This window comes from Oceanobacillus iheyensis HTE831, from assembly GCF_000011245.1.
In the GTDB taxonomy this organism is placed as follows: Bacteria; Bacillota; Bacilli; order Bacillales; family Amphibacillaceae; genus Oceanobacillus; species Oceanobacillus iheyensis.
Genome location: NC_004193.1, coordinates 2,929,743 through 2,951,630, shown reverse-complemented (window position 1 = coordinate 2,951,630; position 21,888 = coordinate 2,929,743). Strand labels below are relative to the sequence as shown.

Genomic DNA, 21,888 nt, shown 5'->3' with positions numbered 1-21,888 from the left:
TTTTTCTTCATTTAGACTGTACATTTTCTAAAAACATTAAAGGAGTGCGGTTATATGAGTAGTGTGAAATTTAAGCACCAAGGAGTTCAACAATTAAAAGAAGGAATTTATCAACCTGATCAAAAGCTTTTGAAATTCGATGGAAAGCAATGTTCTTTGGATGATTTATCATTGGATGTACCTATAAATGGAACAGTTTATGGAACATTACTGAATTATAAAGGCGAATATGCCGAGTTAGAGTCTTCTATGAATGAGGATCCATATAAAACTCCACCAAAAGCTCCTATTTTATACATAAAGCCGATTAATACACATATCGGATATGGTATGACAATTCCGTTGCCAGAAGGAGTAGAAAAGGTATCTATTGGGGCTGCTTTGGGAGTCGTTATTGGTAAACCAGCTAAAAACATCAGAAAAGAAAACGCTCTAGATTATGTGGCTGGTTATACGATCGTAAATGATGTAAGTATACCAAATGAGAGTTATTATCGTCCTGCATATAAAGAAAAAGCAAGGGATGGATTTTGCCCGATAGGTCCATGGGTTCTTCGTCGTGATGCTATAGAAAATCCAAATGAACTTGGGATTCGTGTTTACATCAATGGCGAAATAAAACAGGAAAATACAACGTCAAATTTAATCCGTTCTGTTGAACAATTAATGGAAGAGGTAACAGATTTCATGACGCTTTATGAAGGTGATGTATTATTGGTTGGTGTTCCGGAAAACGCTCCAATTGCAAAAGAAAATGATCGCGTTATCATTGAGATCGACAATATAGGAACTTTAGTAAATAAGGTAGAAAAAGAGAAAGTAGATGTAGGAGGCGTTATGGTATGAGGCACGCACGAATAGCGTATAATGGTTTAATTCAACATGCGGTTGAAACAAACGAAGGAATTAAATTAGAAGACGGTCGTATTGTGAATGAGTCACAGGTCACATGGCTACCACCGGTAGAACCGAAAACGGTATTCACACTCGGTCTAAACTATGCGGATCATGCGGCAGAGCTTTCATTTAAAGAAGCACCGAAAGAGCCATTGGTATTTTTAAAAGGACCAAATACGTTCATTGGTCATCTTGGGGAAACGTATCGTCCAAGCGATGTAACATTTATGCACTATGAATGTGAACTAGCGGTCGTGATCGGTAAAACAGCGAAAAACGTTAAAAAAGAGGAAGCATATAATTATGTTCGTGGCTATACGGTGGCGAATGATTACGCTCTTCGTGATTATCTAGAAAACTACTATCGACCAAACCTTCGTGTGAAAAATCGGGATACATGTACCCCAATTGGTCCATGGGTCGTGGATAAAGAAGATATTGAAGATCCAATGAATTTACAATTGACTACTTATGTTAATGGTGAAATCACACAGCAAGGTAGTACTGCAGACATGATCTTCTCTGTACCTCATCTTATTGAGTATTTAAGTGGACTTATGACATTAAATCCAGGAGATATTATTCTGACTGGAACACCAAAAGGGTCTGTTGATACAAAGGTTGGCGATGAAGTAATAACAGAAGTAGAAGGTGTAGGCAGACTTGTGAATACAATCGTTGGGGAGAAAACCTTTCAATCTATCTAATTTAAGTGAAGATAACTTTATGAATAAAGTAAGGGGGATTCACGATGCCACATCTGATAATCGAATACACAGCCAATCTAAAAGAAGAAACCGATATGATGGAATTATTAAAGAAGGTGAATGATTCCCTGCTCTCCCATTCTACAATTATTCCAATCGGAGGGCTACGTACAAGAGCAATTGAAATAAAAGATTATCTTATAGCGGATGGAACAGAAGACGATGCATTTGTACATGCCACCCTAAAACTTGGTGGCGGTCGGACAGAAGAAGAAAAAAAGTTACTCTGTAATGATTTATTTGCAACAATTAAAGATCATTTTATCGATTTATATGAAAAACGTTACTTAGCATTATCACTGGAACTACATGAATTTACGAATCCTACTTATAAGCAGAATAACATTCATGCACGATATAAAAAGGAATAACTATCCTAATGAAAGAGGTATGAAATCATGCAATCTTACAAAATGTTTGTTGGTGGGAAATGGTTTGGAAATAATTTAGAACAGATTGATGTAATCAATCCAGCTACAAACGAACAAATTGGAACGATTCCTAACGGCGGAAAAGAAGAAGCTAAGCAGGCAGTCGATGCTGCACATAATGCGCTAAAAGAGTGGTCTGCAAGAACTGCAGAAGATCGAAGCAACTATCTTGTGAAGTGGCACGAGTTGATAAAAGAAGAAAGAGAAACGATAGCCAAAATCATGACGGAAGAACAAGGAAAACCACTCAAAGAAGCAATTGGTGAAGTAGACTATGCCAATGGTTTTATATCATGGTATGCGGAGGAAGGAAAACGGATATATGGTGATATTATTCCTGCATCTCATACGAATAAACGTATTTTTGTGCAGAAAAAACCAGTTGGCGTTGTCGCAGCAATTACTCCATGGAACTTTCCTGCCGCAATGATCACACGTAAAGTTGGACCAGCACTTGCAGTCGGATGCACGGTAGTTATTAAGCCAGCCACGCAAACACCTTTAACAGCGTTTAAATTGGTGGAATTAGCTGAAAAGGCGGGTATTCCAAGAGGTGTTATTAATATTGTCACTGGTAGCTCAAGCCAAATTGGGAAAGTATGGAATGATGACGGCCGAGTTAGAAAATTAACGTTTACTGGATCAACAGAGGTCGGAAAAATATTGATGAAAGATGCAGCAAATACAATGAAAAAAATCTCACTTGAACTAGGTGGACATGCTCCATTTGTCGTAATGGAAGATGCTGATTTAGACAAAGCAGTAGCAGGAGTAATCGCATCTAAATTTCGTAATGCCGGCCAAACTTGTGTATGTACGAACCGGGTATACGTGCATGAATCTATTAAAGATATTTTTCAAGATAAGCTGACAGAGGCAGTGTCAAAACTTAAAGTTGGGAATGGACTGGAAGAAGGGATAAATATAGGTCCATTGATCGACCAGAGTGCAGTAGATAAGGTGGATGAACAAGTTAAAGATGCAATAAGTAAAGGTGGGCGTGTCACCTTTGGAGGGAAAAGTTTAAGAGGATTATACGTTGAACCGACTATTGTTGTGGACGCAACAGACGACATGCTTTGTATGTATGAAGAAACATTCGGTCCATTGGTTCCCGTTACAACATTTAGAGATGAAGAAGAAGTAATTGCACGAGCAAATAATTCTCCATATGGGCTAGCTGCGTATGTTTTTACAGAAAATATTGGACGTGCTATTCGAATTAGTGAAGCACTCGAATATGGCATTGTCGGATTGAACGATGGAGCTCCATCGACTCCACAAGCTCCGTTTGGCGGATTTAAAGAAAGCGGACTTGGTCGTGAAGGTGGTTATTACGGTATCGAAGAATTCCTTGAAATTAAGTATATTTCACTTGCATTTTAATAAAGGGAGCTGATGAAGCTCTCTTTAATACTAAACTTATTAACAATCGTTGCTTATTACATAGGGGGAGAAAAGGAACTTAGATCAGCGGATTACACAGATAAACAAGATAAGAATTTACTTAGATGATGTATTATATACCTTTAAATTGTAAGCGATTACTATAAAGTGTTTGCTAACTAGATAAAAGAGTGAACGATTAAATTGAGAGATGTGATTGATGAAGGAAAGGAGAAAACTTATGCAAAACAGTTACATCAGAAATTGTGTTCTCTTAATCATGTCTTTATTTATCATATTGGTTTTAACATCCTGTGCCAATAAACCATCATCCAAACCAGGGGATTCAGTCGAGGAAAACCATAACCTAATAGTTTCTCACTTTCAGCCTGGAAATCATCCAATTCAAACCAAAATCCTTGATGGACTTGCTGATGATTTGAATGAACAAACAGATGGAAGCATAACAATGGAATTTTATCCATCCAATACACTCGGTGATGCCGGATCACAATATGATATGGCTGTAACAAGAGAAGCAGATATTGCTTTAAGTGTACATGGTTACTCGCCTGGAAGATTCCCACTTGTGACAATTATGGAACTACCATTTCTAGCGGAATCTGCGGAACATGCTTCGGAAATTCTAATGACCTTATATGAAGAGTTTCCGGAAATGCAGGAGGAGCATGCAGATACGTATCCATTATTTTTGTTCTCGGCTGAACCTGCCCAGATTATAAGTAAAGATTTTAGAATTGAAACACCTGAAGATATAAAAGGTTTACGTGTACGATCCCCATCTCCAATGGCAAATAATATTATTGAGACGTTAGGAGCGACACCAGTCTCTATGCCGATGGGAGATGTTTATGAATCGTTAGAAAGAGGTGTAATCGATGCTGCAGTCGTACCTTTTGAATCCCTTTATAATTATAGTTTCCATGAGGTAACAAATTATATTACAATGGGTGATTTCTCTGCTACACCATTTTTTAGTGTGATGAGCAAGAAAACCTATGAAAATTTCAGTGACGACGATCAATTCGTACTAGATAATCTAATAGGGAAAGAACTGGCAAAAGAAGCTGGAAGTATCTATGATGTGGACGGGAAAAAAGGCTTTGAAACAGCAATTGAAAGCGGGGCAGAGGTGATTGAATTAGAAGGAGACGCTTTAATTCAATGGAAAAAAGCATTAGAACCGGTGGTTAATGAGTGGATTGAAGAAAGAACAGCAGAAGGCTACCCTGCACAAGAAATCTATGACAGGGCAATGGAATTGAAAGAGGAACTCAGTGATAGAGAGGAGTAGTAAGGTGGAGAGGTTTATATCAAAATTAAATGTAGGGTTACTTTATATTGCCCAAGCTGTTTTAATTATTATGGTATTCTTAGTCACCGCAGATGTATTAGGTCGCTGGATTTTCAAACAGCCAATTACTGGTGCTGTAGAACTTACAGAACTCGGACTTTCAATGGTCATCTTTTTAAGCATTGGATATACTCATTTAAAAGAAGAACATATTTCAATTGATTTTTTGATTGAACGACTACCTAGTAAAGCTCAACGACTTGTAGATGTACTTATAAATATAATTATTATGGTGGTAATGGTATTAATGGCTTTAAGTCTGTTCTGGTACTCAGAGCGACTACTTATTTCAGGTACAGTGACAGGGGATTTAGGCCTTCCAATTTACTTATTCGCTGCAGTGTCAGGAATTGGTGCAATTGTATTTGCTTTAACTGCCTTAATGTTAGCCATCAAATACTTTGCAAGGGTGGGTGAAAAATGAGCCCAGAACTTATTGGATTTTTAGGTATTATAGCTATTTTGATACTGTTTTTCCTGAAGATTCCAATTGCTGTATCTCTTATTCTTGTTAGTTTACTAGGAACAAGTTTCATTAGAGGGTGGGAGGTAGCCTTTGCACAGTTGGGGAGAACCCCTTTTGATACATCTAGTAATTATTCACTAAGTGTTATTCCGTTATTTATTCTGATGGGTATGATTCTTTCTTATACAGGAATTGGTAAAGATTTGTATAGATTGGTAGACACTTGGATTGGCCATTTACGGGGTGGTCTTGCGATGGCTACCATTGGCACGGCAGCTATATTCTCATCCATTTCGGGTTCTTTAAATGCTACTACTGCAACAGTAGCAAAAATCGCATTGCCAGAAATGGACAAATATAATTATAAACCAGGGCTTTCGACTTCTAGTGTTGCAGCAGGAGGCACACTAGGGATTTTAATCCCTCCAAGTGTAATTTTAATTTTGTACGGAATTCTGACAAGAGAACCCATAGGTGCGTTATTAATTTCCGGCATTATTCCTGGTGTTTTGCAGATCACTATATTTATCATTACGATTTATATTCTTGTTCGTAAAGATCCTTCCATTGCACCGCCAAGGGAAGAGAAAGCAAGTATTCTTGAGAAGTTACATTCGCTTAAAAATATTTGGCCGTTTATGGGGCTATTTTTAGTAAGTATTGGCGGTATATATTTAGGTATTTTCACGCCGACTGAAGCAGCTGGAGTAGGTGCGTTTGGTGCTCTATTGTTTGCATTAATTTCCAGAAAACTTACGTGGGAAACTTTGAAAGACTCACTAAGTGAATCTATTCGCTTGACTGCGTTTATTTTCTTTATTTTAATTGGTGCCAATTTATTTGGACAATTCTTGGCAATCAGCAGAATTCCTGTCATGCTTACGACGTATGTCGGAAATCTTGACTTGCACGCATATATCATCCTTATCGGTATTCTTGCTGTGTTACTTGTGCTTGGTTGTTTCATTGAAAGTTTAGCTTTAATCGTTATCACATTGCCCATTCTGTATCCAATTATTACGGAATTAGGATTTAACGGTATTTGGTTTGGAGTAATTATGATTATGGTTATTAATATCGGTGCATTAACACCACCGTTAGGAATAAGTGTCTACGTTATTAAAGGAGTAGCTAGAAATATTCCAATACAGTCAATCTTCAGAGGGGTCGTTCCAATGATTATCGCAATGATTGTATGTGTGGCAATTCTAGTTGTTTTTCCGCAGATAGTTACTGTATTGCCAGATTTAATGAAATGATTTATCAACCGTTGTTTGGAGTATTGCTAATACATGAAGTCTTACAGAACATCATAATTAAATATAGTTTTTATATTTTTTTGAAAAGGATAGAGATGAGATTCGAAAGTGCGACAGCATGGATGGGAAATGGAATCCATTACAATTAATCAATAAAAACAGGTAATTCAAAGACTAGCAATTCATTTCTGCTAGTCTTTTTGGTATAGTAGTTGCAATGGACTTTATACATAAAATGATCGTCAAAAGGGGATGGACATGTTGGAGGAGAAATTCTTAGACTTATTGGCACAGAAATATGATAGTGAAGAAAAAGTAGTTACGGAAATTATTAATCTGGAGGCCATCCTCGATTTACCAAAAGGAACGGAGCATTTTGTAAGTGATCTGCATGGTGAATACCAAGCATTTCAACATGTGCTAAGAAATGGTTCTGGCAAAGTAAAGGAAAAAATCAGAGATATTTTTAAGCATGAACTATCGGAGAAGGAAATAAATGAATTCGCAACATTAATCTATTATCCAGAAGAAAAACTGCAATTAATTCGGAATCAATTCGACAATAAACAGGAGTTAAATGCATGGTATACCAAAACAATTGATCAAATGATTCGACTTATCCCTTATGCATCTTCGAAGTACACTCGTACTAAGTTACGTAAAGCATTACCGAAGCAATTTGTATATATCATAGAAGAGTTGCTTTACAAAACAGATGAATATACAAACAAAAAACATTACTATTCCAAGATTGTCCAAAAAGTAATTTCACTTGGTCAGGCGGATAAACTTATTATAGGTCTTGCCTATACGACTCAACAATTAGTTGTTGACCACCTTCATGTAGTAGGGGATATTTATGACCGGGGACCGGAACCAGATAAAATTATGGAAGCACTCATCAATTATCATTCCTTGGATATTCAGTGGGGAAATCATGATGTGCTTTGGATTGGTGCATTTTCAGGATCAAAGGTTTGCCTAGCTAATATACTCCGAATCTGTGCACGTTATGATAATTTGGATATTATTGAAGATGTATATGGCATCAATCTTAGACCACTTTTGAATCTTGCAGAGAAGTATTACAAGGACAACCCAGCTTTTAGACCAAAAAGACACTCGAATAAAAAACTATCAGATCAAGAACAATCACAAATTACGAAGATACATCAAGCAATTGCCATGATTCAGTTTAAACTTGAGATGCCAATCATAAAACGACGTCCATACTTTAATATGTCGAAAAGGCTTTTACTAGAAAAGGTCGATTATGAAAACAATAAAATTACGATTGATGGAAAAACATATCCATTGGAAAATACCTGCTTTGCAACTGTTAATCCAGACCAGCCTGATGAATTGCTGGAAGAAGAGAAACAAGTAATGGACAAATTGTTATTTTCTGTCCAGCATTCAGAAAAACTAGCAAGGCATATGGAATTTTTAATGAAAAAAGGCACACTTTATTTAAGATACAACGGAAATTTATTAATACATGGCTGCATACCAATAGATGAGAATGGAAATATGGAAAAGATGTTTATTGAAAATAAAACGTATGCAGGTCGGGAGTTACTCGATATTTTCGAAAACTATTTGCTTCACGCTTTTTCCAACCGTGAAGCAACTGATGACCTTGCAACAGATATGGTTTGGTATTTATGGACCGGGGAGTATTCCTCTCTTTTTGGAAAAAGGGAAATGACCACCTTTGAAAGGTACTTTATTAAGGATAAGGCATTGCACAAAGAGAGAAAGAACCCATATTATTATTTGCGAGAAAAAGAGGGAATCTGCCGGATGATTTTAGAAGAATTTGATCTTGATCCAGATCAAGGCCATATTATCAATGGTCATACACCAGTCAAAGAGATTGAGGGAGAAAACCCAATCAAAGCAAATGGCAAGATGATTGTCATTGATGGTGGTTTTTCAAAGGCTTATCAGCCAACAACAGGCATTGCAGGCTATACGTTATTATATAATTCGTTCGGTATGCAATTGGTTGCTCACCAGCATTTTAATTCAAAGGAAGATGTTTTGCAAAATGGTAATGATGTGCTATCCGTAAAACGATTAGTTGATGAAGAGTTAGAGAGAAAAAAGATTTCAGAAACCAATATTGGGGAGAAACTAATAGAGGATATTAATATGTTGAATAGTTTATTAAAGTATCGGTATTTGAAGTAAAAGTAGTTTTTACTTAAATACGTTAGAAGTCTGAGAACACACCTAGCTATACTGGAGCAGTTTCTAGAGAGTGTGTGGAATTTATACGGTGCCGAAAGATTAACAATCTCAGGCAAAAGGACAGAATAACTCATGGTAGTAAGCGTGGTATCATTCATTGATATTTAGTGAAGATACCACGCTTTTATTTTGTGAGTTAAGTTATGATATTGATTTATTTCAATTTTTGAGGTATCTTCCCTTTACCTAGTAAAGGGTACTCCAACTACATTACTCCCAAATCTCTCCCACCCATTCTGGATGATCAATAAATGGGTTTCGATTATGCTGGTAATCGTTAAATATGATATCATTTCTTCTTCTTTCAAAATCATCAACCGGATCTTCTTCATGCCACTCGAGCAATACGGATAACTTACCATGATATGGCGCAGACCCATTGTTGACCTGATCATTTAATTCCAAATCTAGTTCACCACTATCTCCTTCATAACGTACATCCATATAAAAGATCATTCTTGCGACATCACCTTTTACACTATCTCTAGGTTCCCAAGAATCAGAGTCATAGTAGTTACCATCTGCCTCGGAATGCTCGCTGCCTCCATCATCAAAGTCGAGGTTACTTCTGGAGCTATTAACAGAAGCATCTGTCGGTCTTAGGTGATGGATGTCTGTACCAGGTCCCATCGATGTACCGAAGTCACCGTGAGATTTTGCCCAAACATGTTCCCGATTCCAGTCATCGGCATTTCCACCGTTGTCGTTTTTCCCTTGTGAACGCCCTGTATAAAGAAGAAGGACATTATTGGAGTTTCTTGGATCTTCGTCTGTTTCACGTAGTGCTTCCCACACATTTGAATAGGAAATTTCCGTATGATCATCAATGATGTCGTGTAGAGTAGATTTTAGTTGTTCTCCTGTTTTACCATCTGCATCATCATAATAGCCGTCTAGTTCTGGCGTTTCAGGATCTGGATCTGGTGGTTGTGTGTCGTCGTTTTGCAGTTCAAAGGCCGTTCCATTCTTTACTCCAGCATGTGCAAAGTAGTTTGTAAGTGTACCGGTTACTTTTACTTTCTCTCCTAATAAGGAAGGATTAGATTGTAAACCAAATGACGATCGAAATGAAGATGGTATTTGAACATAAACCATTTCTTCTATGTTTGTTGCAGAAGGGCTGTCAGCTAAGGCAAAAGCGTAATTATTTGGAAAGTTACTTGTGATAACAGAAGTGGTGGAAATTGGCTGGCCAACAATATATCCCTCCACCGATTTAGTAGAATTATCTTGATTATTAATAGCCTGTGTGACGGTATATGGAGACGAACTTGAACCATCTCCTGAGGATGCATTTACAAAAATATTTGTTACTGGTTGGATAAACAATAATACAGATGCTAGCAATAAGGTAGCTGTTACCAGTGTTCTTTTTTGGATATTTTGCAATTAATTCTCCTCCTTTGTATTGGGTTACGTACATTATATATCATAGTTATAAAGTTAGTTTTACCGCAGTATAAAGTTGCTGTAACAAAAAGGATGAGATAGGTCGTAGGCTGAAATGCTGAGATGAAAGGCGCAATGCGGTTATGTGTGTGGGATATTAATATAAAACTAAAGTGCTCGATAATGGAAGATAGGCAGTTGACATGGGCTACATAACTCCTTAAAATAATTACTTAATTTATAGTATAAAAGGGAGCCTTGTCTAATTAATTAAAAGAAAGGGAGCTTATAATGGATATCTTAATTAGAGAAGAACGAACTGAAGAATATAACACAACGGAAAAGGTTGTTAAAAGGGTATTTTTAAAGGAAGAATTTAGCGATAAGAAAGAGCATTTACTTGTTAATCGGATTAGAAAATCGGATGCGTTTATTCCTGAACTTTCATTGATCGCAATAGATCAAGCCAATGAAATTATTGGTCACATTCTATTATCAAAAATTACAATCGTAAATGATCATAAAACTGTTGATTCTTTAGCTCTTGCCCCGGTATCTGTTATACCGGAGCATCAGAAAAAAGGAATTGGAAGTCAATTAATTCATGCTGCATTAAAAAAAGCAAAAGAAATTGGTTATCATTCAGTTATTGTATTAGGTCATAAAGACTATTATCCAAAGTTTGGTTTTAAACAGGCACGCTTCTGGAATATACAAGCTCCATTTGATGTACCTGATGAAGTATTTATGGCCCTAGAATTAACGGAGGATGCTCTTGAAAATGTGGAAGGTGTCGTTCATTACTCCAACGCCTTTTCAGGATGAAGCTGGATTGATTAACCGAACATTAAAATAATAGAGATGTTGTTCCTAAATTTGTACTTCAACATATTTCTGGACAACCTCTTTTTGTATTAACGGATAAACAAATATATTCCTATATTTTTCGCTATCATCGGGTTCTTTCGGATATCCATCTAATTACTTTACATGATATAAACTTCATTGAATGTTAACGAGTATGTTGAGATTCATGATTGGCCTAATTCAGGAATGACCTTATTCTAGATGAATCAAAACGGGTTAATTCCGTGTGTAGCGCTATACAATTTTCATGATAAAATTGATTATTATTTGGCTAGGATTTTCTACAATAGCCTCAAGAAACAGGGGTGATGGGTTAACAATAGGGTCTACTCTGGCATTTTTTATTTTTTATCACGATTGGTGGTTTTGTATTTATTGCCTTTGTTGTCATAGGTGATCCATTCACCAACAGGGTCGCCCATGTCAAAATATCCTGAACGCTTTATGGTGCCATCAGTACGATACCATTCCCAATAACCGTCTGGCTGTTCATCACTTATTTTTCCTTTTGACCACATTGTTTTTCCGTTTGCGTGGTACTTGATCGTAAAACCATCAATCACTTCTTGATTCTTTTCCTTAACACCGTTTTGGTGTATCAGGTCACATTTTTCATTTTCCATGACTTGCCTCCGATAATCAGCTTTTTGAATAAATTTCATAATTAATATATTTGATATAAAATCCGAATGTTGCATTTTTTGATTTTTATTTCAGACGGACGCTTTCCGCAGGCACAGCCTCAGCTAACTTGAAAAGAAGAACACTTTTCAAGTGGATCTTCAGCTCGTGCTTTCCTGCAGGAGTCGCCGTCTTCCATTACAATCAAAGCCAAGTATTTTTTTCTGCAATCCGGTTATTAATGTTTATACTCTTATTAATAAATAGGTTTTTTAATAAAACTTGGCAATTATGAAATTCACTCTTTTGTTAAATAAATTATATCACGTTTGAATGATAATAATGATTAACACTTGCACCATTAGTGTTTATATAGTGTGTTTCTTTTTCGAAATCACCATCTCAATTAGAATCGCAATAAATGACATTATCCCTATTCCTACAGCTGTATATTTATAAGCTGATTCACCATTATCGGTTATTAGAGTAGTTACCGTTAAGATTCCCACAAGTATAGCCATTCCCAATTGTGTCATGAATTTGTTATTTGAGTTATTCTTTTTGAAAAGTTGAGTTTTAGTAATAGTAAAAAACAAAACTATGGCTACCAATGCAAGTAAAATAATCATTTTTTTCACTCCTTTAATTTCTAAAGTGAATTTCAATTGATTGGCCTGATTCAGGAATGACTTTATTCTAGATGTGCGCCTGAAAACAGTACAAATTGGTTAATTAATATATTTATTCTTTAAACTATCTGAACCAATTCCGCCTATTATCATTAAAGCTAATGGTAAAAAGTTGGCTATGATCTTTAGTAGCTTCCCATCTGTTACCAAAAATTCTGTACCAGCAAAATAATTTACACCCAAAATTATCAGCTTTACTAACAATAAAAATGCGCCTAATAAAAACATGCTATCAAAAAATGTTTTCCACTTCGGATACGCCAGTTGTTTACTATCTCGAATTACTTTTTCTTTCAATTCCTCGTCACTCCTCAATAATTCATCTATCGTGATATCAAATAAATCACTTAAATTGATAATCACTTCGATGCTAGGATAATTTTTACCAGTCTCCCATTTTGAAACTGATTGACGACTAACATATACTTTTTCTGCGAGGTAATCTTGTGACCAACCCCTTTTTTCTCGTTCTTTTTTTAATTTTTCACCAAAAAACATATTGTTCATCGCCTTTCCTGTTTCATTATTACTGAGCTGAAGAGAAATAGTAAAGATAGTTATAGGTGCAACAAGGTGCAACCTAGTGTTGCACCCTTGATTTTTCCATATAAGACGCCCGATTATTGAATTTCCTGTAAACCTTCCTAAATCCAATTCTCTTTGAAATCCATAATGTATTGTCCAATATTTGTAGGCTTTTTGCCTGTTACTTTCTCATAATCATGCTTGATTCCTTTTGCAAGTCCAAGTTTTGTTGGCATATGGACACCAACGACAACATTCACAAATCCTTCTTCTACGCCTATTTCACTCATATAGTTATTAAACTCTTTAACTGAAGGGTTTGTGTATTCAATTTTCACTCCAATAATTTCAGTCATTATATTTGCAACCTCAAAAAAATCAAGGGCTTTATTTCCTGTGATGACATAAATTTGGTTTCTATGCTTCACTTCATCAATCAAAGATAATGCAGAGACTTCAGCAAGATCTCTTGTGTCAACAAAGCTTGTTTTTCCTTTGCCTGCTGGAACAAAGATACGCTGTCTTTCTTGGATTTCCTTGCGAAGAAAGTCATTTAAATTTTGCATGAAATAACCAGCGCGAACAAATGTATAAGGTATCTTGCTGCTTTTTATTAGCTTTTCCATTTTATAATGGTGGATAAATGGCATGAATTGCACGTCTTTTAGCGATAAATAGGTAATGTGTTTAATTCCTTTATCTTTGGCTTTTTCTAGAAAGGTATCAAATAGGAGGTTTTCACCTGGTGGGTACATTAAAAAAATACGATCTACATTTTCGAGCGCATTATCAAACGTGCTTGAATCTGAAAAATCCAAGTTGACGTATTCATATTCATCACCAAATTTGGCTTTGGCCTTTTCAACATTCCGAACCGCACATACTATCGGAATATCTTTAGCATTTAAATAGTTAGCAACTTGTAGACCAACTTTTCCAGTGAAACCTGTTACTAAAATTTTCATTACTGACTCCTCACAAAACATTCTATTTCATAACAAGTATTTGATTTTAAAAATACAGTGTGTTCAATCACATACTAGCTGTTTGTTATTATTCAAAATTATTGTATCAAACTTTTTATAAATTATCAGATAGTATTCCATAGAATGAAGTTTCAAAGCTTCTATCAAAGAAACACGACTATATGACAAATGTCATATCATTTTATGACGTTTATGACTTATGAAAGGTTTAAATGAAGTCTAAAATAACAATAATAACAATTTGTTAGGGGAGGAAAAGGATGAGTAAACAAAAACAAGCGCAATTAAGAAAAAGTGTTTCCGCCTTTGCAAAGTCAGATAAACGGACGAGCATCATTCAATTAATCAATTCTATTTTGCCGTTCTTTCTATTATGGTTTTTAGCATATCAGAGTCTTTCTATATCCATTTGGTTATCATTAGGCGTATCAGTTATTGCAGCGGGATTTGTTGTCCGTATCTTTATCATTTTCCATGATTGTACACATATGTCATTCTTTAAAAATGCAAAAGCAAACAGAATTGTTGGTACGATAACAGGGATTATCACGCATTTTGCTTTTGAAAAATGGAAACGGGATCATGCAATTCACCATGCGACAAGTAGTAATTTAGATAAACGTGGAACTGGTGACGTGTGGGTTATGACAGTGGACGAGTATACAGAAGCTTCCTTTTGGGGGAGACTTTCTTACAGGCTTTACCGTAATCCAATTATTATGTTTGGATTAGGTCCGGCTTATTTATTCTTGATTTCCAACCGATTTAATCGAAAAGGTGCAAAACGTAAAGAGCGCTGGAATACATATCTCATTAATTTCTCCATCGTAGCTATTTATGGTTTGTTGATTTGGGCTATTGGCTGGCAGGCGTTCTTGATCGTACAATTACCGATTCTGTTTATTGCAGGAGCAGCGGGAATCTGGTTATTCTATGTGCAGCATCAGTTTGAAGATTCCTATTTTGAAAATGAAGATGAGTGGGATTATGTAAAAGCAGCGGTTGATGGGAGTTCCTATTATAAGCTACCAAAGGCAATTGAGTGGATAACAGGGAGTATTGGTTATCATCATGTGCACCATCTAAGTCCAAGGGTGCCAAACTACCACTTGGAGAAAGCGCATGAGTCGACACCGCCATTGCACAAAGCAACAACAATCACGTTATTAACAAGCTTGCAATCACTCCGTTTTCGTTTGTATGATGAGAATAGCAAGTCATTTGTTTCTTTTAAGCAATTTAAGCAGATGGAGAATAAGAAAAAATTAATGCATCAATCAAAGCCAAGCAGAACAAGTTTGCAAAAATAGCAGAATCATTATTATAGATGAATCAATTTTTTAAAATAATGTAGTTATTAATGTTCAGATTACAAGAAATTCTTGGCTTTGATTGTAATGGAAGACGGCGACTCCTGCAGGAAAGCACGAGCTGAAGATCCACTTGAAAAGTGCTCTTCTTTTCAAGTTAGCTGAGGCCGTGCCTGCGGAAAGCGTCCGTCTGCAATGGAAATCAAACAACACAACACTTGAATTTTATACCTACATGAAATTGATTCAGATTAATAATGCCTAAAAATTTAATAGGTTAGAATCAAAACCCTTTATAAACACTTATGAAGGGTTTTTGTTATACTAAGCAAAACAAGCAATGAATGGAGGAGAGATTGGAATGCAGCATTGGTATCATCTTTTTCCGAAAAATACAGGTCTAAGTCTGTTTGCATGGATTGCATTTTGTTTACTTCCATTCTATTTTATCTTACGCTCCTCTTCGCTGATCGATATTGTGGTAGGGGTTATTATGATTGTCATATTCTTTGCAACTTACCGATTGGCGTTTATTAAAAAAGGTTGGACAGTTTATGTATCTGTAGGCATTGAAATCTTCATCAGTGTGGGGGTAACTCTATATTTTGGCTATGTCTATTTTGCATTATTTTTAGCTTTCTTTATCGGGAACATCCAGAATAAGGCTGGTTTTATTTCACTATATATCATTCATCTTGTTACGACCTTAACAGCGGTAAGCTTTGGTTTTTTCATTCAAGAAGAGATGTTTTATAATCAATGGCCGTTTATTGTGATTTGTGTTATTGGTGTTATATTACTGCCATTTACTATGTATAATCGAAATAAGCGAGAGAAGTTAGAAAATCAACTAGAGGATGCGAATCAAAAAATCGCTCAATTAATTGTACTTGAGGAACGCGAACGTATTGCTCGAGATTTACATGATACCTTGGGACAAAAGCTTTCACTAATGGGATTAAAAAGTGAACTTGCAGGGAAATTGGTAGATGCAAAACCGGAGTCGGCGAAGAAAGAATTGGCAGATATTCATCAGACTGCAAGGACAGCATTGAAAGAGGTTCGTGAACTCGTTGCTGGGATGAAAGGCACCAAATTGAAAGATGAACTTATCCGTGTTCGCCAATTGCTAGAAGTAGCACAAATAACCTGTGAAATAGAAGATAATATTAAGCATTCAGAAGTTCCGTTACTCATTGAAAATGTATTAAGTATGTGTCTAAAAGAAGCCGTAACCAATGTAGTGAAGCATAGTGAGGCAACAGAGTGTAAAATAGTCGTCAAGCAAACACCGGATAAATGGATGATTCGCATTATTGATAATGGTATAGGTATTCAAGATAAAGTACATACATTTAAAGGAAATGGAATTCTTGGGATGAAGGAGCGATTGGGATTCGTTAATGGAAACCTATCGTTTGATGAGACGAATAAGAGCAAAACCATACTTAGCATCCAAGTGCCACGAGTAATTCAACAAACGGAACAGGAGGGGTCGAATTGATTCGAATTGTAATTGCTGAAGATCAACAATTGTTGCTTGGAGCTTTGGGCACGCTTCTTAGTATGGAAGAGGACATGGAAGTGGTTGGGCAAGCGAAGAATGGGGAAGAGGTATTGAATTTAGTGGAACAAAAGAAACCGGATGTCTGTATCATGGACATAGAGATGCCTGTGAAGACTGGGTTAGATGCGGCCGAGGAATTACGAGACGATGACTGTAAGGTAATTGTCTTAACTACTTTCGCCCGTACGGGATATTTTGAACGAGCACGTAAAGCGAATGTCAACGGATATTTATTAAAGGACAGTCCTAGTGAAGATTTAGCCAATTCCATTCGCGCTATTATGGCTGGTCGCAAGGTGTATGCACCAGAATTAATTGATATGGCCTATGAGGAAGGCAATCCACTGACAACCCGTGAGGAACAAGTGCTCAAGCTCATTGCCGACGGAAAGACAACGAAGGAGATTGCAGGTCAACTTTATTTAACAAATGGTACGGTTCGTAATTATGTATCCACAATCATGGATAAATTGAACGTCAGCAACCGTATAGAGGCGATTTCGAGAATTAAAGAAAAGGGTTGGTTTAAATAGTTTCATCCTAACTATTTTTTATTTAAATTTTCAAAAAATAGTCATCTTGTCTGATTGTTTCTACTACTTGTCCTTGATAATCTATTAGTGAACAAAATAAAACTAATCGAGGAGGAGTAGAAATGAGCAACAGGAAAAAAGTATGGTTTGAAGATGCACAACGTAAACTTGACCCTGGCTTGGTGGAACAATTACGGAATTCTCGAAAAGTAGACCAGAATGAAACTATCAACAATGAAATCCCTCTTATCGTTTATATGAAAAAAGGCTGTGAACGAGGCAAAAAAGACGACCTCTTAAAGGCATGTAATATTGACTCTCATAACAAACTCCATAGAGAATTGCGCAGTATAAATGCGATGAAAGGTTATCTGACACCTGATAGAATACAACAGATTAAAGACCATGAAGCAGTTGACCGGATTTTTTACGATCGAATTGTGACTGCATTCTTAGATATTGCTAGCGAGCAAACAGGAGCTTTCAAAGTTCAGGAACAGCTTGGATTAACTGGAAAAGACGTTACGATTGCCGTAATCGATACAGGAGTCCATGCGCATGCTGATTTGACGGATCCTACAAATAGAATTGTAGCTTTTCAAGATTTTATAAACGGAGAAAGCGAGCCTTATGATGATAATGGACATGGGACACATTGTGCTGGTGATGCGGCTGGAAATGGCAGTCTCTCCAATGGGAAGTATATTGGACCGGCACCAGAGGCCTCTATTATCGGAATAAAGGTTTTGGATGAACAAGGGAGTGGGAGACTATCCACTATCATTGAAGGTATAGAATGGTGTGTCGATCATAAAGAGGAGCATAATATACGGATTATTTCGCTTTCTCTTGGAGCGCCAGCCTATGAATCTTTTAGGGATGATCCATTATCACTAGCTGCTCAATCTGCGTGGCATCAAGGGATTGTAGTGTGTGCTGCAGCTGGAAACGATGGGCCTGCCGCATCAACGATCAGTACTCCAGCCATTGATCCATTTATTATTACGGTTGGATCGACGAATGATCAAAATACGTTAGAGCGTACGGATGATGCAATAGCAGAGTATTCTAGTAGAGGACCGACGATTGATACGCTGGTAAAACCGGATGTTTATGCCCCAGGTACAAATATTATTTCCTTGTCAGCCCCGGGATCAGCATTGGAATCCCAAATCCCGGAGATGATCATTGATGAAAACTATATCCAATTGTCGGGCACATCAATGGCGACACCAATTTGTGCAGGAATTATCGCCCTTATGCTGGAAGCTAATCCGAATCTCAGTCCGAATGATATAAAGAGCATCTTAAAAGCGACATCCCATCCAACACTTGATGATATATGGGGATATATTGAAGCAGAAAGTGCCGTAGATATGGCAAAGAATTATACACGTCAAGGTTCTGCTGAAGCAATACAAGAAAGTTAAAGAAGGAAATGCGACCTAAATGCTAAGTACAGATGAAGGAAAATATAAATGCAAGCAATCCGAACTAATTCGAATCCTAGATTAGGTATTTGAATGTAGTTCGGTTTTTTTTATGTTACTTATGGTAAACCTTAGTCGTTGTGTTCTCCATTACAAGGTTAGGATATTCATATTGTAGTTCCACCAAATCTGATATATCATATACCAAAAAGAAAGATTTTATAGGAGGACTTGCTATGAAACGAGAAATTATTTTATATAAATCTATCTCAACAGATTTACTAGAACAATTGAAAAATCGCTTTATCGTTCATCAGCATCAACTAAAATCAGAAATGGATGATTCCTTCTTTAGTGATTTACAGCGGGTAGAGGGGATTATTGGTTCAAAGTTACGAGTTGATGGGCATCTCTTGGATCAAGCACCTCATCTAAAAATTGTCACCAATATATCGGTTGGATATGATAATTTAGAGATAGAAGAGCTAACAAAAAGGGGTATTATGGCAACGAATACACCAGATGTTTTAACAGATACAGTAGCTGATACGGTATTTGGGTTGTTGTTAGCAACATCTAGGAGGATTTGTGAGTTGGATCAATATGTGAAGTTAGGCAGATGGGATGAAAATATTGGTGAGCATTTATTTGGAGTTGATGTTCATCATAAAACACTGGGTATTATTGGTATGGGGAGAATTGGTTTAGCAGTTGCAGAAAGGGCACATTACGGATTTAAGATGAAGATTGTTTATCATAATCGTTCCACTCATTCATATGCAGAAAAAAATATCAACGCTACTTATGCTTCCTTAGAAGAACTTTTAACAGTTTCCGATTTTGTACTCGTTATGGCACCTTTAGTTCCTGAAACAGTAAAATTAATCGGGGAGAAGGAATTTGATTTGATGAAAGAAACAGCCATATTTCTAAATGGATCTCGCGGAGAACTTGTCGATGAGTTGGCACTTATTCATGCTTTACAATCGAAAAAAATTTGGGGAGCAGGTTTAGATGTCTATGAACAAGAGCCGATTTCAAAGGAAAGCCTGCTCCTTCAATTGAAGAATGTTGTTACGTTACCGCATATAGGTTCTGCAACGAGGGAAACAAGGTATAAGATGGCTAAACTTGCTGTAGATAATCTTATGAAAGGATTCACGGGGGAAGTGCCACCAAGCCTGATCAATCCAGACGTTTTAACAGACTAATAATCGAAAAAGGAGAAAGATGAATATGGATAAAGACATTCAAAAAAAAATCAGTATGCAATCGCGTTCTGTGCGTGATCTTATTTATGATTATTTAAAAGAAGCGATTATTAATGGGGAATATGAGCCTGGTTTTCATTTGCGAGAAAGAGAGTTGGCAAAAGCCTTTGAAGTGAGCACAACACCAATTAAAGAGGCATTTCGATTGCTTAGTAATGAGGGATTAGTTCGTACACTATCAAGAAAAGGAACTTTTGTCTCGGATGATATCATGAGTTCAGTCGAAGAGATTGCCCGTGTAAGAGCTGCATTAGAAGGTGTCGCAGCAAGGTTCGCTGCTATAAAGCGGACAGATGAGGATTTGGTGCAATTAGAAGCTATAATTAATCAGATGAAGAATTCCACGAGTGAGAATAACCGGGAGAAATTAAACGAATTTAATAGTGAGTTTCATCAATTTATTCGTAAATGTGCGAGAAATGGTTTTATATTTAAACAAGTAGAGTCTGTTCATTCATATGACCAATATATTCGTAAGAAAGCATTATCGAATATTGAAGAGCATGAGAAAGCATTTAAGGAGCATTACCTTATTTATAAAATGATTGTTGAACAAGATGCAGATGGGGCGGAAAAGGTCATGCGAGAGCATATTATTCGTTCAGCAAAAGTGGCGCTTTATTAATTTACCTTGAATACGTTTTATTAAAAATTCAGAATAAACTTGACAATGATCCTCTTACTAAATTATAGTTGATATATCAGATATCAACTCAATGCTAGGAGGGAATAAATGAGTAATATAGCCGTATCGGAAAAGGACTTACAACGGTTTTGTCGAGATCTTTTAAAACAAAGTTTGCCTGATGAGGAAGCGGAAGTAATTGCAGAAACATTGGTCGATGCAGATTTGCGTGGGGTTACTTCACATGGTGTACAGCGTGTAGCGGGATATTTAAAAAGAATGGAAGATGGAATTATCGAGAGGAAGACTGATATTAGTGTAGTTCAGGATTCTTTTGCAACCGCTTTACTTGATGCGAATAACGGTTGGGGTCAGGTTGCTGGGGTGAAAGCCATGGAGATGGCGATTCAGAAGGCAGGACAATATGGCACTTCGTTCGTAGGTGTGTCGAATTCGAATCATTTTGGAACCGCTTCCTTTTATACGAGGATGGCTGCAGAAAAAGGATTTATAGGAATTTCAATGACAAATGCATCTCCGATTATGGTGCCCTTTGGAGCTAAAGAACCTTCATTAGGTCCAAATCCTATTTCCATTTCGATTCCAGCTGGTGAAGGGAAGAAACCAATTATCTTGGATATGTCAACAAGTAATGTTGCCAGAGGGAAGATTATGGTTGCCAAGAAGAATAAGGAATCCATCCCAGAAGGTTGGGCGATCACGAAGGATGGAAAACAAACAACGGATGCGGATGAAGCATGGGAAGGATTTGTACTTCCAATGGGGCCTAAGGGATCTGGCTTAGCAATTATCATCGACATTCTAAGTGGTGTTCTAACTGGTTCACTATTTGGGAAGCGAATCCCGAGACAATATGATGATCCATACCCGCAACAATTAGGACATTTATTCGGTGCGATTAACATTGAAAACTTCGGTGAGCCGGAGCTTTTTTATCAAAATGTTCTAGAGAAAATTGAAGAGACTATCTCAAGTGAACCAAGTGAAGGTTTTGATCAAGTGTATATGCCGGGGGATATGGAATCACAGCGTAAGAAAGAATATAAAGAAAATGGTATTCCATTAAGTCAAGAAATTATTAATGAACTAAGAAAAACGGGAGAAAAATATGGGGTAGATCTAGAACACTATTTATCTCAAAACAAGCAGCGTAATTAGATAAAGCGTTTATTAGATAGTTTCCTGGCAAAATAATTTAAAAGATAAAGGAGAGAAGCGAA

At 36.7% G+C, this 21,888-nt stretch carries 21 protein-coding genes; 16 read left to right on the top strand and 5 right to left on the bottom strand.

Annotated elements, in window-relative coordinates; translation table 11 throughout:
- The first annotated feature begins 54 nt into the window (after positions 1-54).
- The 8 genes from OB_RS14640 (at position 55) to OB_RS14605 (ending at position 8,774) form a co-directional block, all read left to right on the top strand.
- The gene (locus OB_RS14640) at positions 55-846 is read left to right on the top strand and encodes a fumarylacetoacetate hydrolase family protein (RefSeq protein ID WP_011067263.1); all 792 of its coding nucleotides are present in this window, start codon (positions 55-57) and stop codon (positions 844-846) included.
- Positions 843-1,604 (top strand): fumarylacetoacetate hydrolase family protein, encoded by a 762-nt coding sequence (locus tag OB_RS14635; protein ID WP_011067262.1) that lies wholly within the window; start codon positions 843-845, stop codon positions 1,602-1,604. Before OB_RS14640 ends, OB_RS14635 begins: the two co-directional genes overlap by 4 nt.
- Positions 1,605-1,648: 44 nt before the next feature.
- A complete protein-coding gene (locus tag OB_RS14630) occupies positions 1,649-2,035 on the top strand; it encodes a 5-carboxymethyl-2-hydroxymuconate Delta-isomerase (RefSeq protein ID WP_011067261.1) in 387 nt (128 codons plus the stop codon).
- Between the two features lie 27 nt (positions 2,036-2,062).
- Complete coding sequence (locus tag OB_RS14625; RefSeq protein ID WP_011067260.1) at positions 2,063-3,481, top strand: NAD-dependent succinate-semialdehyde dehydrogenase; 1,419 nt, start codon at positions 2,063-2,065, stop codon at positions 3,479-3,481.
- Positions 3,482-3,722: 241 nt separating this feature from the next.
- The gene (locus tag OB_RS14620) at positions 3,723-4,796 is read left to right on the top strand and encodes a TRAP transporter substrate-binding protein (protein ID WP_011067259.1); all 1,074 of its coding nucleotides are present in this window, start codon (positions 3,723-3,725) and stop codon (positions 4,794-4,796) included.
- A gap of 4 nt (positions 4,797-4,800) precedes the next feature.
- Positions 4,801-5,280, top strand: coding sequence for a TRAP transporter small permease (locus OB_RS14615; RefSeq protein ID WP_011067258.1), 480 nt, complete (start codon positions 4,801-4,803; stop codon positions 5,278-5,280).
- Complete coding sequence (locus OB_RS14610) at positions 5,277-6,581, top strand: TRAP transporter large permease (protein WP_011067257.1); 1,305 nt, start codon at positions 5,277-5,279, stop codon at positions 6,579-6,581. The genes OB_RS14615 and OB_RS14610 overlap by 4 nt, the downstream gene beginning before the upstream one ends.
- 261 nt (positions 6,582-6,842) lie before the next feature.
- Positions 6,843-8,774 carry a fructose-1,6-bisphosphatase gene (locus OB_RS14605; RefSeq protein WP_152023719.1) on the top strand — a complete coding sequence of 644 codons (1,932 nt, stop codon included), beginning with the start codon at positions 6,843-6,845 and terminating at the stop codon, positions 8,772-8,774.
- A gap of 270 nt (positions 8,775-9,044) precedes the next feature.
- Here the strand turns inward: OB_RS14605 and OB_RS18680 are convergent, their stop codons facing one another.
- On the bottom strand, positions 9,045-10,223 hold the full coding sequence (locus tag OB_RS18680) for an endonuclease (RefSeq protein WP_011067255.1): 1,179 nt from the start codon (positions 10,221-10,223) through the stop codon (positions 9,045-9,047).
- Positions 10,224-10,514: 291 nt separating this feature from the next.
- Here OB_RS18680 and OB_RS14595 point away from each other — a divergent pair, with 291 nt between their 5' ends.
- Complete coding sequence (locus OB_RS14595; protein ID WP_011067254.1) at positions 10,515-11,048, top strand: GNAT family N-acetyltransferase; 534 nt, start codon at positions 10,515-10,517, stop codon at positions 11,046-11,048.
- Between the two features lie 383 nt (positions 11,049-11,431).
- Here the strand turns inward: OB_RS14595 and OB_RS14590 are convergent, their stop codons facing one another.
- From OB_RS14590 to OB_RS14575, 4 genes are all read right to left on the bottom strand, one after another.
- Complete coding sequence (locus OB_RS14590) at positions 11,432-11,713, bottom strand: hypothetical protein (RefSeq protein WP_041544319.1); 282 nt, start codon at positions 11,711-11,713, stop codon at positions 11,432-11,434.
- Between the two features lie 366 nt (positions 11,714-12,079).
- On the bottom strand, positions 12,080-12,340 hold the full coding sequence (locus tag OB_RS14585; protein ID WP_041544317.1) for a hypothetical protein: 261 nt from the start codon (positions 12,338-12,340) through the stop codon (positions 12,080-12,082).
- 99 nt (positions 12,341-12,439) lie between these two features.
- Complete coding sequence (locus OB_RS14580; protein ID WP_041544590.1) at positions 12,440-12,898, bottom strand: helix-turn-helix domain-containing protein; 459 nt, start codon at positions 12,896-12,898, stop codon at positions 12,440-12,442.
- A 146-nt stretch (positions 12,899-13,044) separates the two neighbouring features.
- Positions 13,045-13,890 carry an SDR family oxidoreductase gene (locus OB_RS14575; RefSeq protein WP_011067250.1) on the bottom strand — a complete coding sequence of 282 codons (846 nt, stop codon included), beginning with the start codon at positions 13,888-13,890 and terminating at the stop codon, positions 13,045-13,047.
- A gap of 281 nt (positions 13,891-14,171) precedes the next feature.
- On the opposite strand from OB_RS14575, the gene OB_RS14570 reads away from it, so the two are divergent.
- The 7 genes from OB_RS14570 to OB_RS14540 all read left to right on the top strand — a co-directional run bounded on the left by OB_RS14570 (position 14,172) and on the right by OB_RS14540 (position 21,826).
- On the top strand, positions 14,172-15,221 hold the full coding sequence (locus OB_RS14570; protein WP_011067249.1) for a fatty acid desaturase: 1,050 nt from the start codon (positions 14,172-14,174) through the stop codon (positions 15,219-15,221).
- 361 nt (positions 15,222-15,582) lie between these two features.
- Positions 15,583-16,725 carry a sensor histidine kinase gene (locus OB_RS14565; RefSeq protein ID WP_011067248.1) on the top strand — a complete coding sequence of 381 codons (1,143 nt, stop codon included), beginning with the start codon at positions 15,583-15,585 and terminating at the stop codon, positions 16,723-16,725.
- Complete coding sequence (locus OB_RS14560) at positions 16,722-17,321, top strand: response regulator transcription factor (protein WP_011067247.1); 600 nt, start codon at positions 16,722-16,724, stop codon at positions 17,319-17,321. The genes OB_RS14565 and OB_RS14560 overlap by 4 nt, the downstream gene beginning before the upstream one ends.
- 122 nt (positions 17,322-17,443) lie before the next feature.
- Positions 17,444-18,751, top strand: a complete 1,308-nt coding sequence (locus OB_RS14555) for a S8 family peptidase (protein WP_011067246.1) — start codon at positions 17,444-17,446, stop codon at positions 18,749-18,751.
- Positions 18,752-18,987: 236 nt separating this feature from the next.
- A complete protein-coding gene (locus tag OB_RS14550; RefSeq protein ID WP_011067245.1) occupies positions 18,988-19,962 on the top strand; it encodes a 2-hydroxyacid dehydrogenase in 975 nt (324 codons plus the stop codon).
- 25 nt (positions 19,963-19,987) lie between these two features.
- Positions 19,988-20,647, top strand: coding sequence for a GntR family transcriptional regulator (locus tag OB_RS14545; protein ID WP_011067244.1), 660 nt, complete (start codon positions 19,988-19,990; stop codon positions 20,645-20,647).
- Positions 20,648-20,755: 108 nt separating this feature from the next.
- A complete protein-coding gene (locus OB_RS14540; RefSeq protein WP_011067243.1) occupies positions 20,756-21,826 on the top strand; it encodes an Ldh family oxidoreductase in 1,071 nt (356 codons plus the stop codon).
- Positions 21,827-21,888: the final 62 nt, after the last annotated feature.

Excerpts from the sequence above, each read along its gene's own strand:
- OB_RS14640 (WP_011067263.1), top strand. The coding sequence starts at position 55 with ATGAGTAGTGTGAAATTTAAGCACCAAGGAGTTCAACAATTAAAAGAA.
- OB_RS14635 (WP_011067262.1), top strand. The coding sequence starts at position 843 with ATGAGGCACGCACGAATAGCGTATAATGGTTTAATTCAACATGCGGTT.
- OB_RS14630 (WP_011067261.1), top strand. The coding sequence starts at position 1,649 with ATGCCACATCTGATAATCGAATACACAGCCAATCTAAAAGAAGAAACC.
- OB_RS14625 (WP_011067260.1), top strand. The coding sequence starts at position 2,063 with ATGCAATCTTACAAAATGTTTGTTGGTGGGAAATGGTTTGGAAATAAT.
- OB_RS14620 (WP_011067259.1), top strand. The coding sequence starts at position 3,723 with ATGCAAAACAGTTACATCAGAAATTGTGTTCTCTTAATCATGTCTTTA.
- OB_RS14610 (WP_011067257.1), top strand. The coding sequence starts at position 5,277 with ATGAGCCCAGAACTTATTGGATTTTTAGGTATTATAGCTATTTTGATA.
- OB_RS14595 (WP_011067254.1), top strand. The coding sequence starts at position 10,515 with ATGGATATCTTAATTAGAGAAGAACGAACTGAAGAATATAACACAACG.
- OB_RS14590 (WP_041544319.1), bottom strand. The coding sequence starts at position 11,713 with ATGGAAAATGAAAAATGTGACCTGATACACCAAAACGGTGTTAAGGAA.
- OB_RS14585 (WP_041544317.1), bottom strand. The coding sequence starts at position 12,340 with ATGATTATTTTACTTGCATTGGTAGCCATAGTTTTGTTTTTTACTATT.
- OB_RS14580 (WP_041544590.1), bottom strand. The coding sequence starts at position 12,898 with ATGTTTTTTGGTGAAAAATTAAAAAAAGAACGAGAAAAAAGGGGTTGG.
- OB_RS14575 (WP_011067250.1), bottom strand. The coding sequence starts at position 13,890 with ATGAAAATTTTAGTAACAGGTTTCACTGGAAAAGTTGGTCTACAAGTT.
- OB_RS14570 (WP_011067249.1), top strand. The coding sequence starts at position 14,172 with ATGAGTAAACAAAAACAAGCGCAATTAAGAAAAAGTGTTTCCGCCTTT.
- OB_RS14565 (WP_011067248.1), top strand. The coding sequence starts at position 15,583 with ATGCAGCATTGGTATCATCTTTTTCCGAAAAATACAGGTCTAAGTCTG.
- OB_RS14555 (WP_011067246.1), top strand. The coding sequence starts at position 17,444 with ATGAGCAACAGGAAAAAAGTATGGTTTGAAGATGCACAACGTAAACTT.
- OB_RS14550 (WP_011067245.1), top strand. The coding sequence starts at position 18,988 with ATGAAACGAGAAATTATTTTATATAAATCTATCTCAACAGATTTACTA.
- OB_RS14545 (WP_011067244.1), top strand. The coding sequence starts at position 19,988 with ATGGATAAAGACATTCAAAAAAAAATCAGTATGCAATCGCGTTCTGTG.
- OB_RS14540 (WP_011067243.1), top strand. The coding sequence starts at position 20,756 with ATGAGTAATATAGCCGTATCGGAAAAGGACTTACAACGGTTTTGTCGA.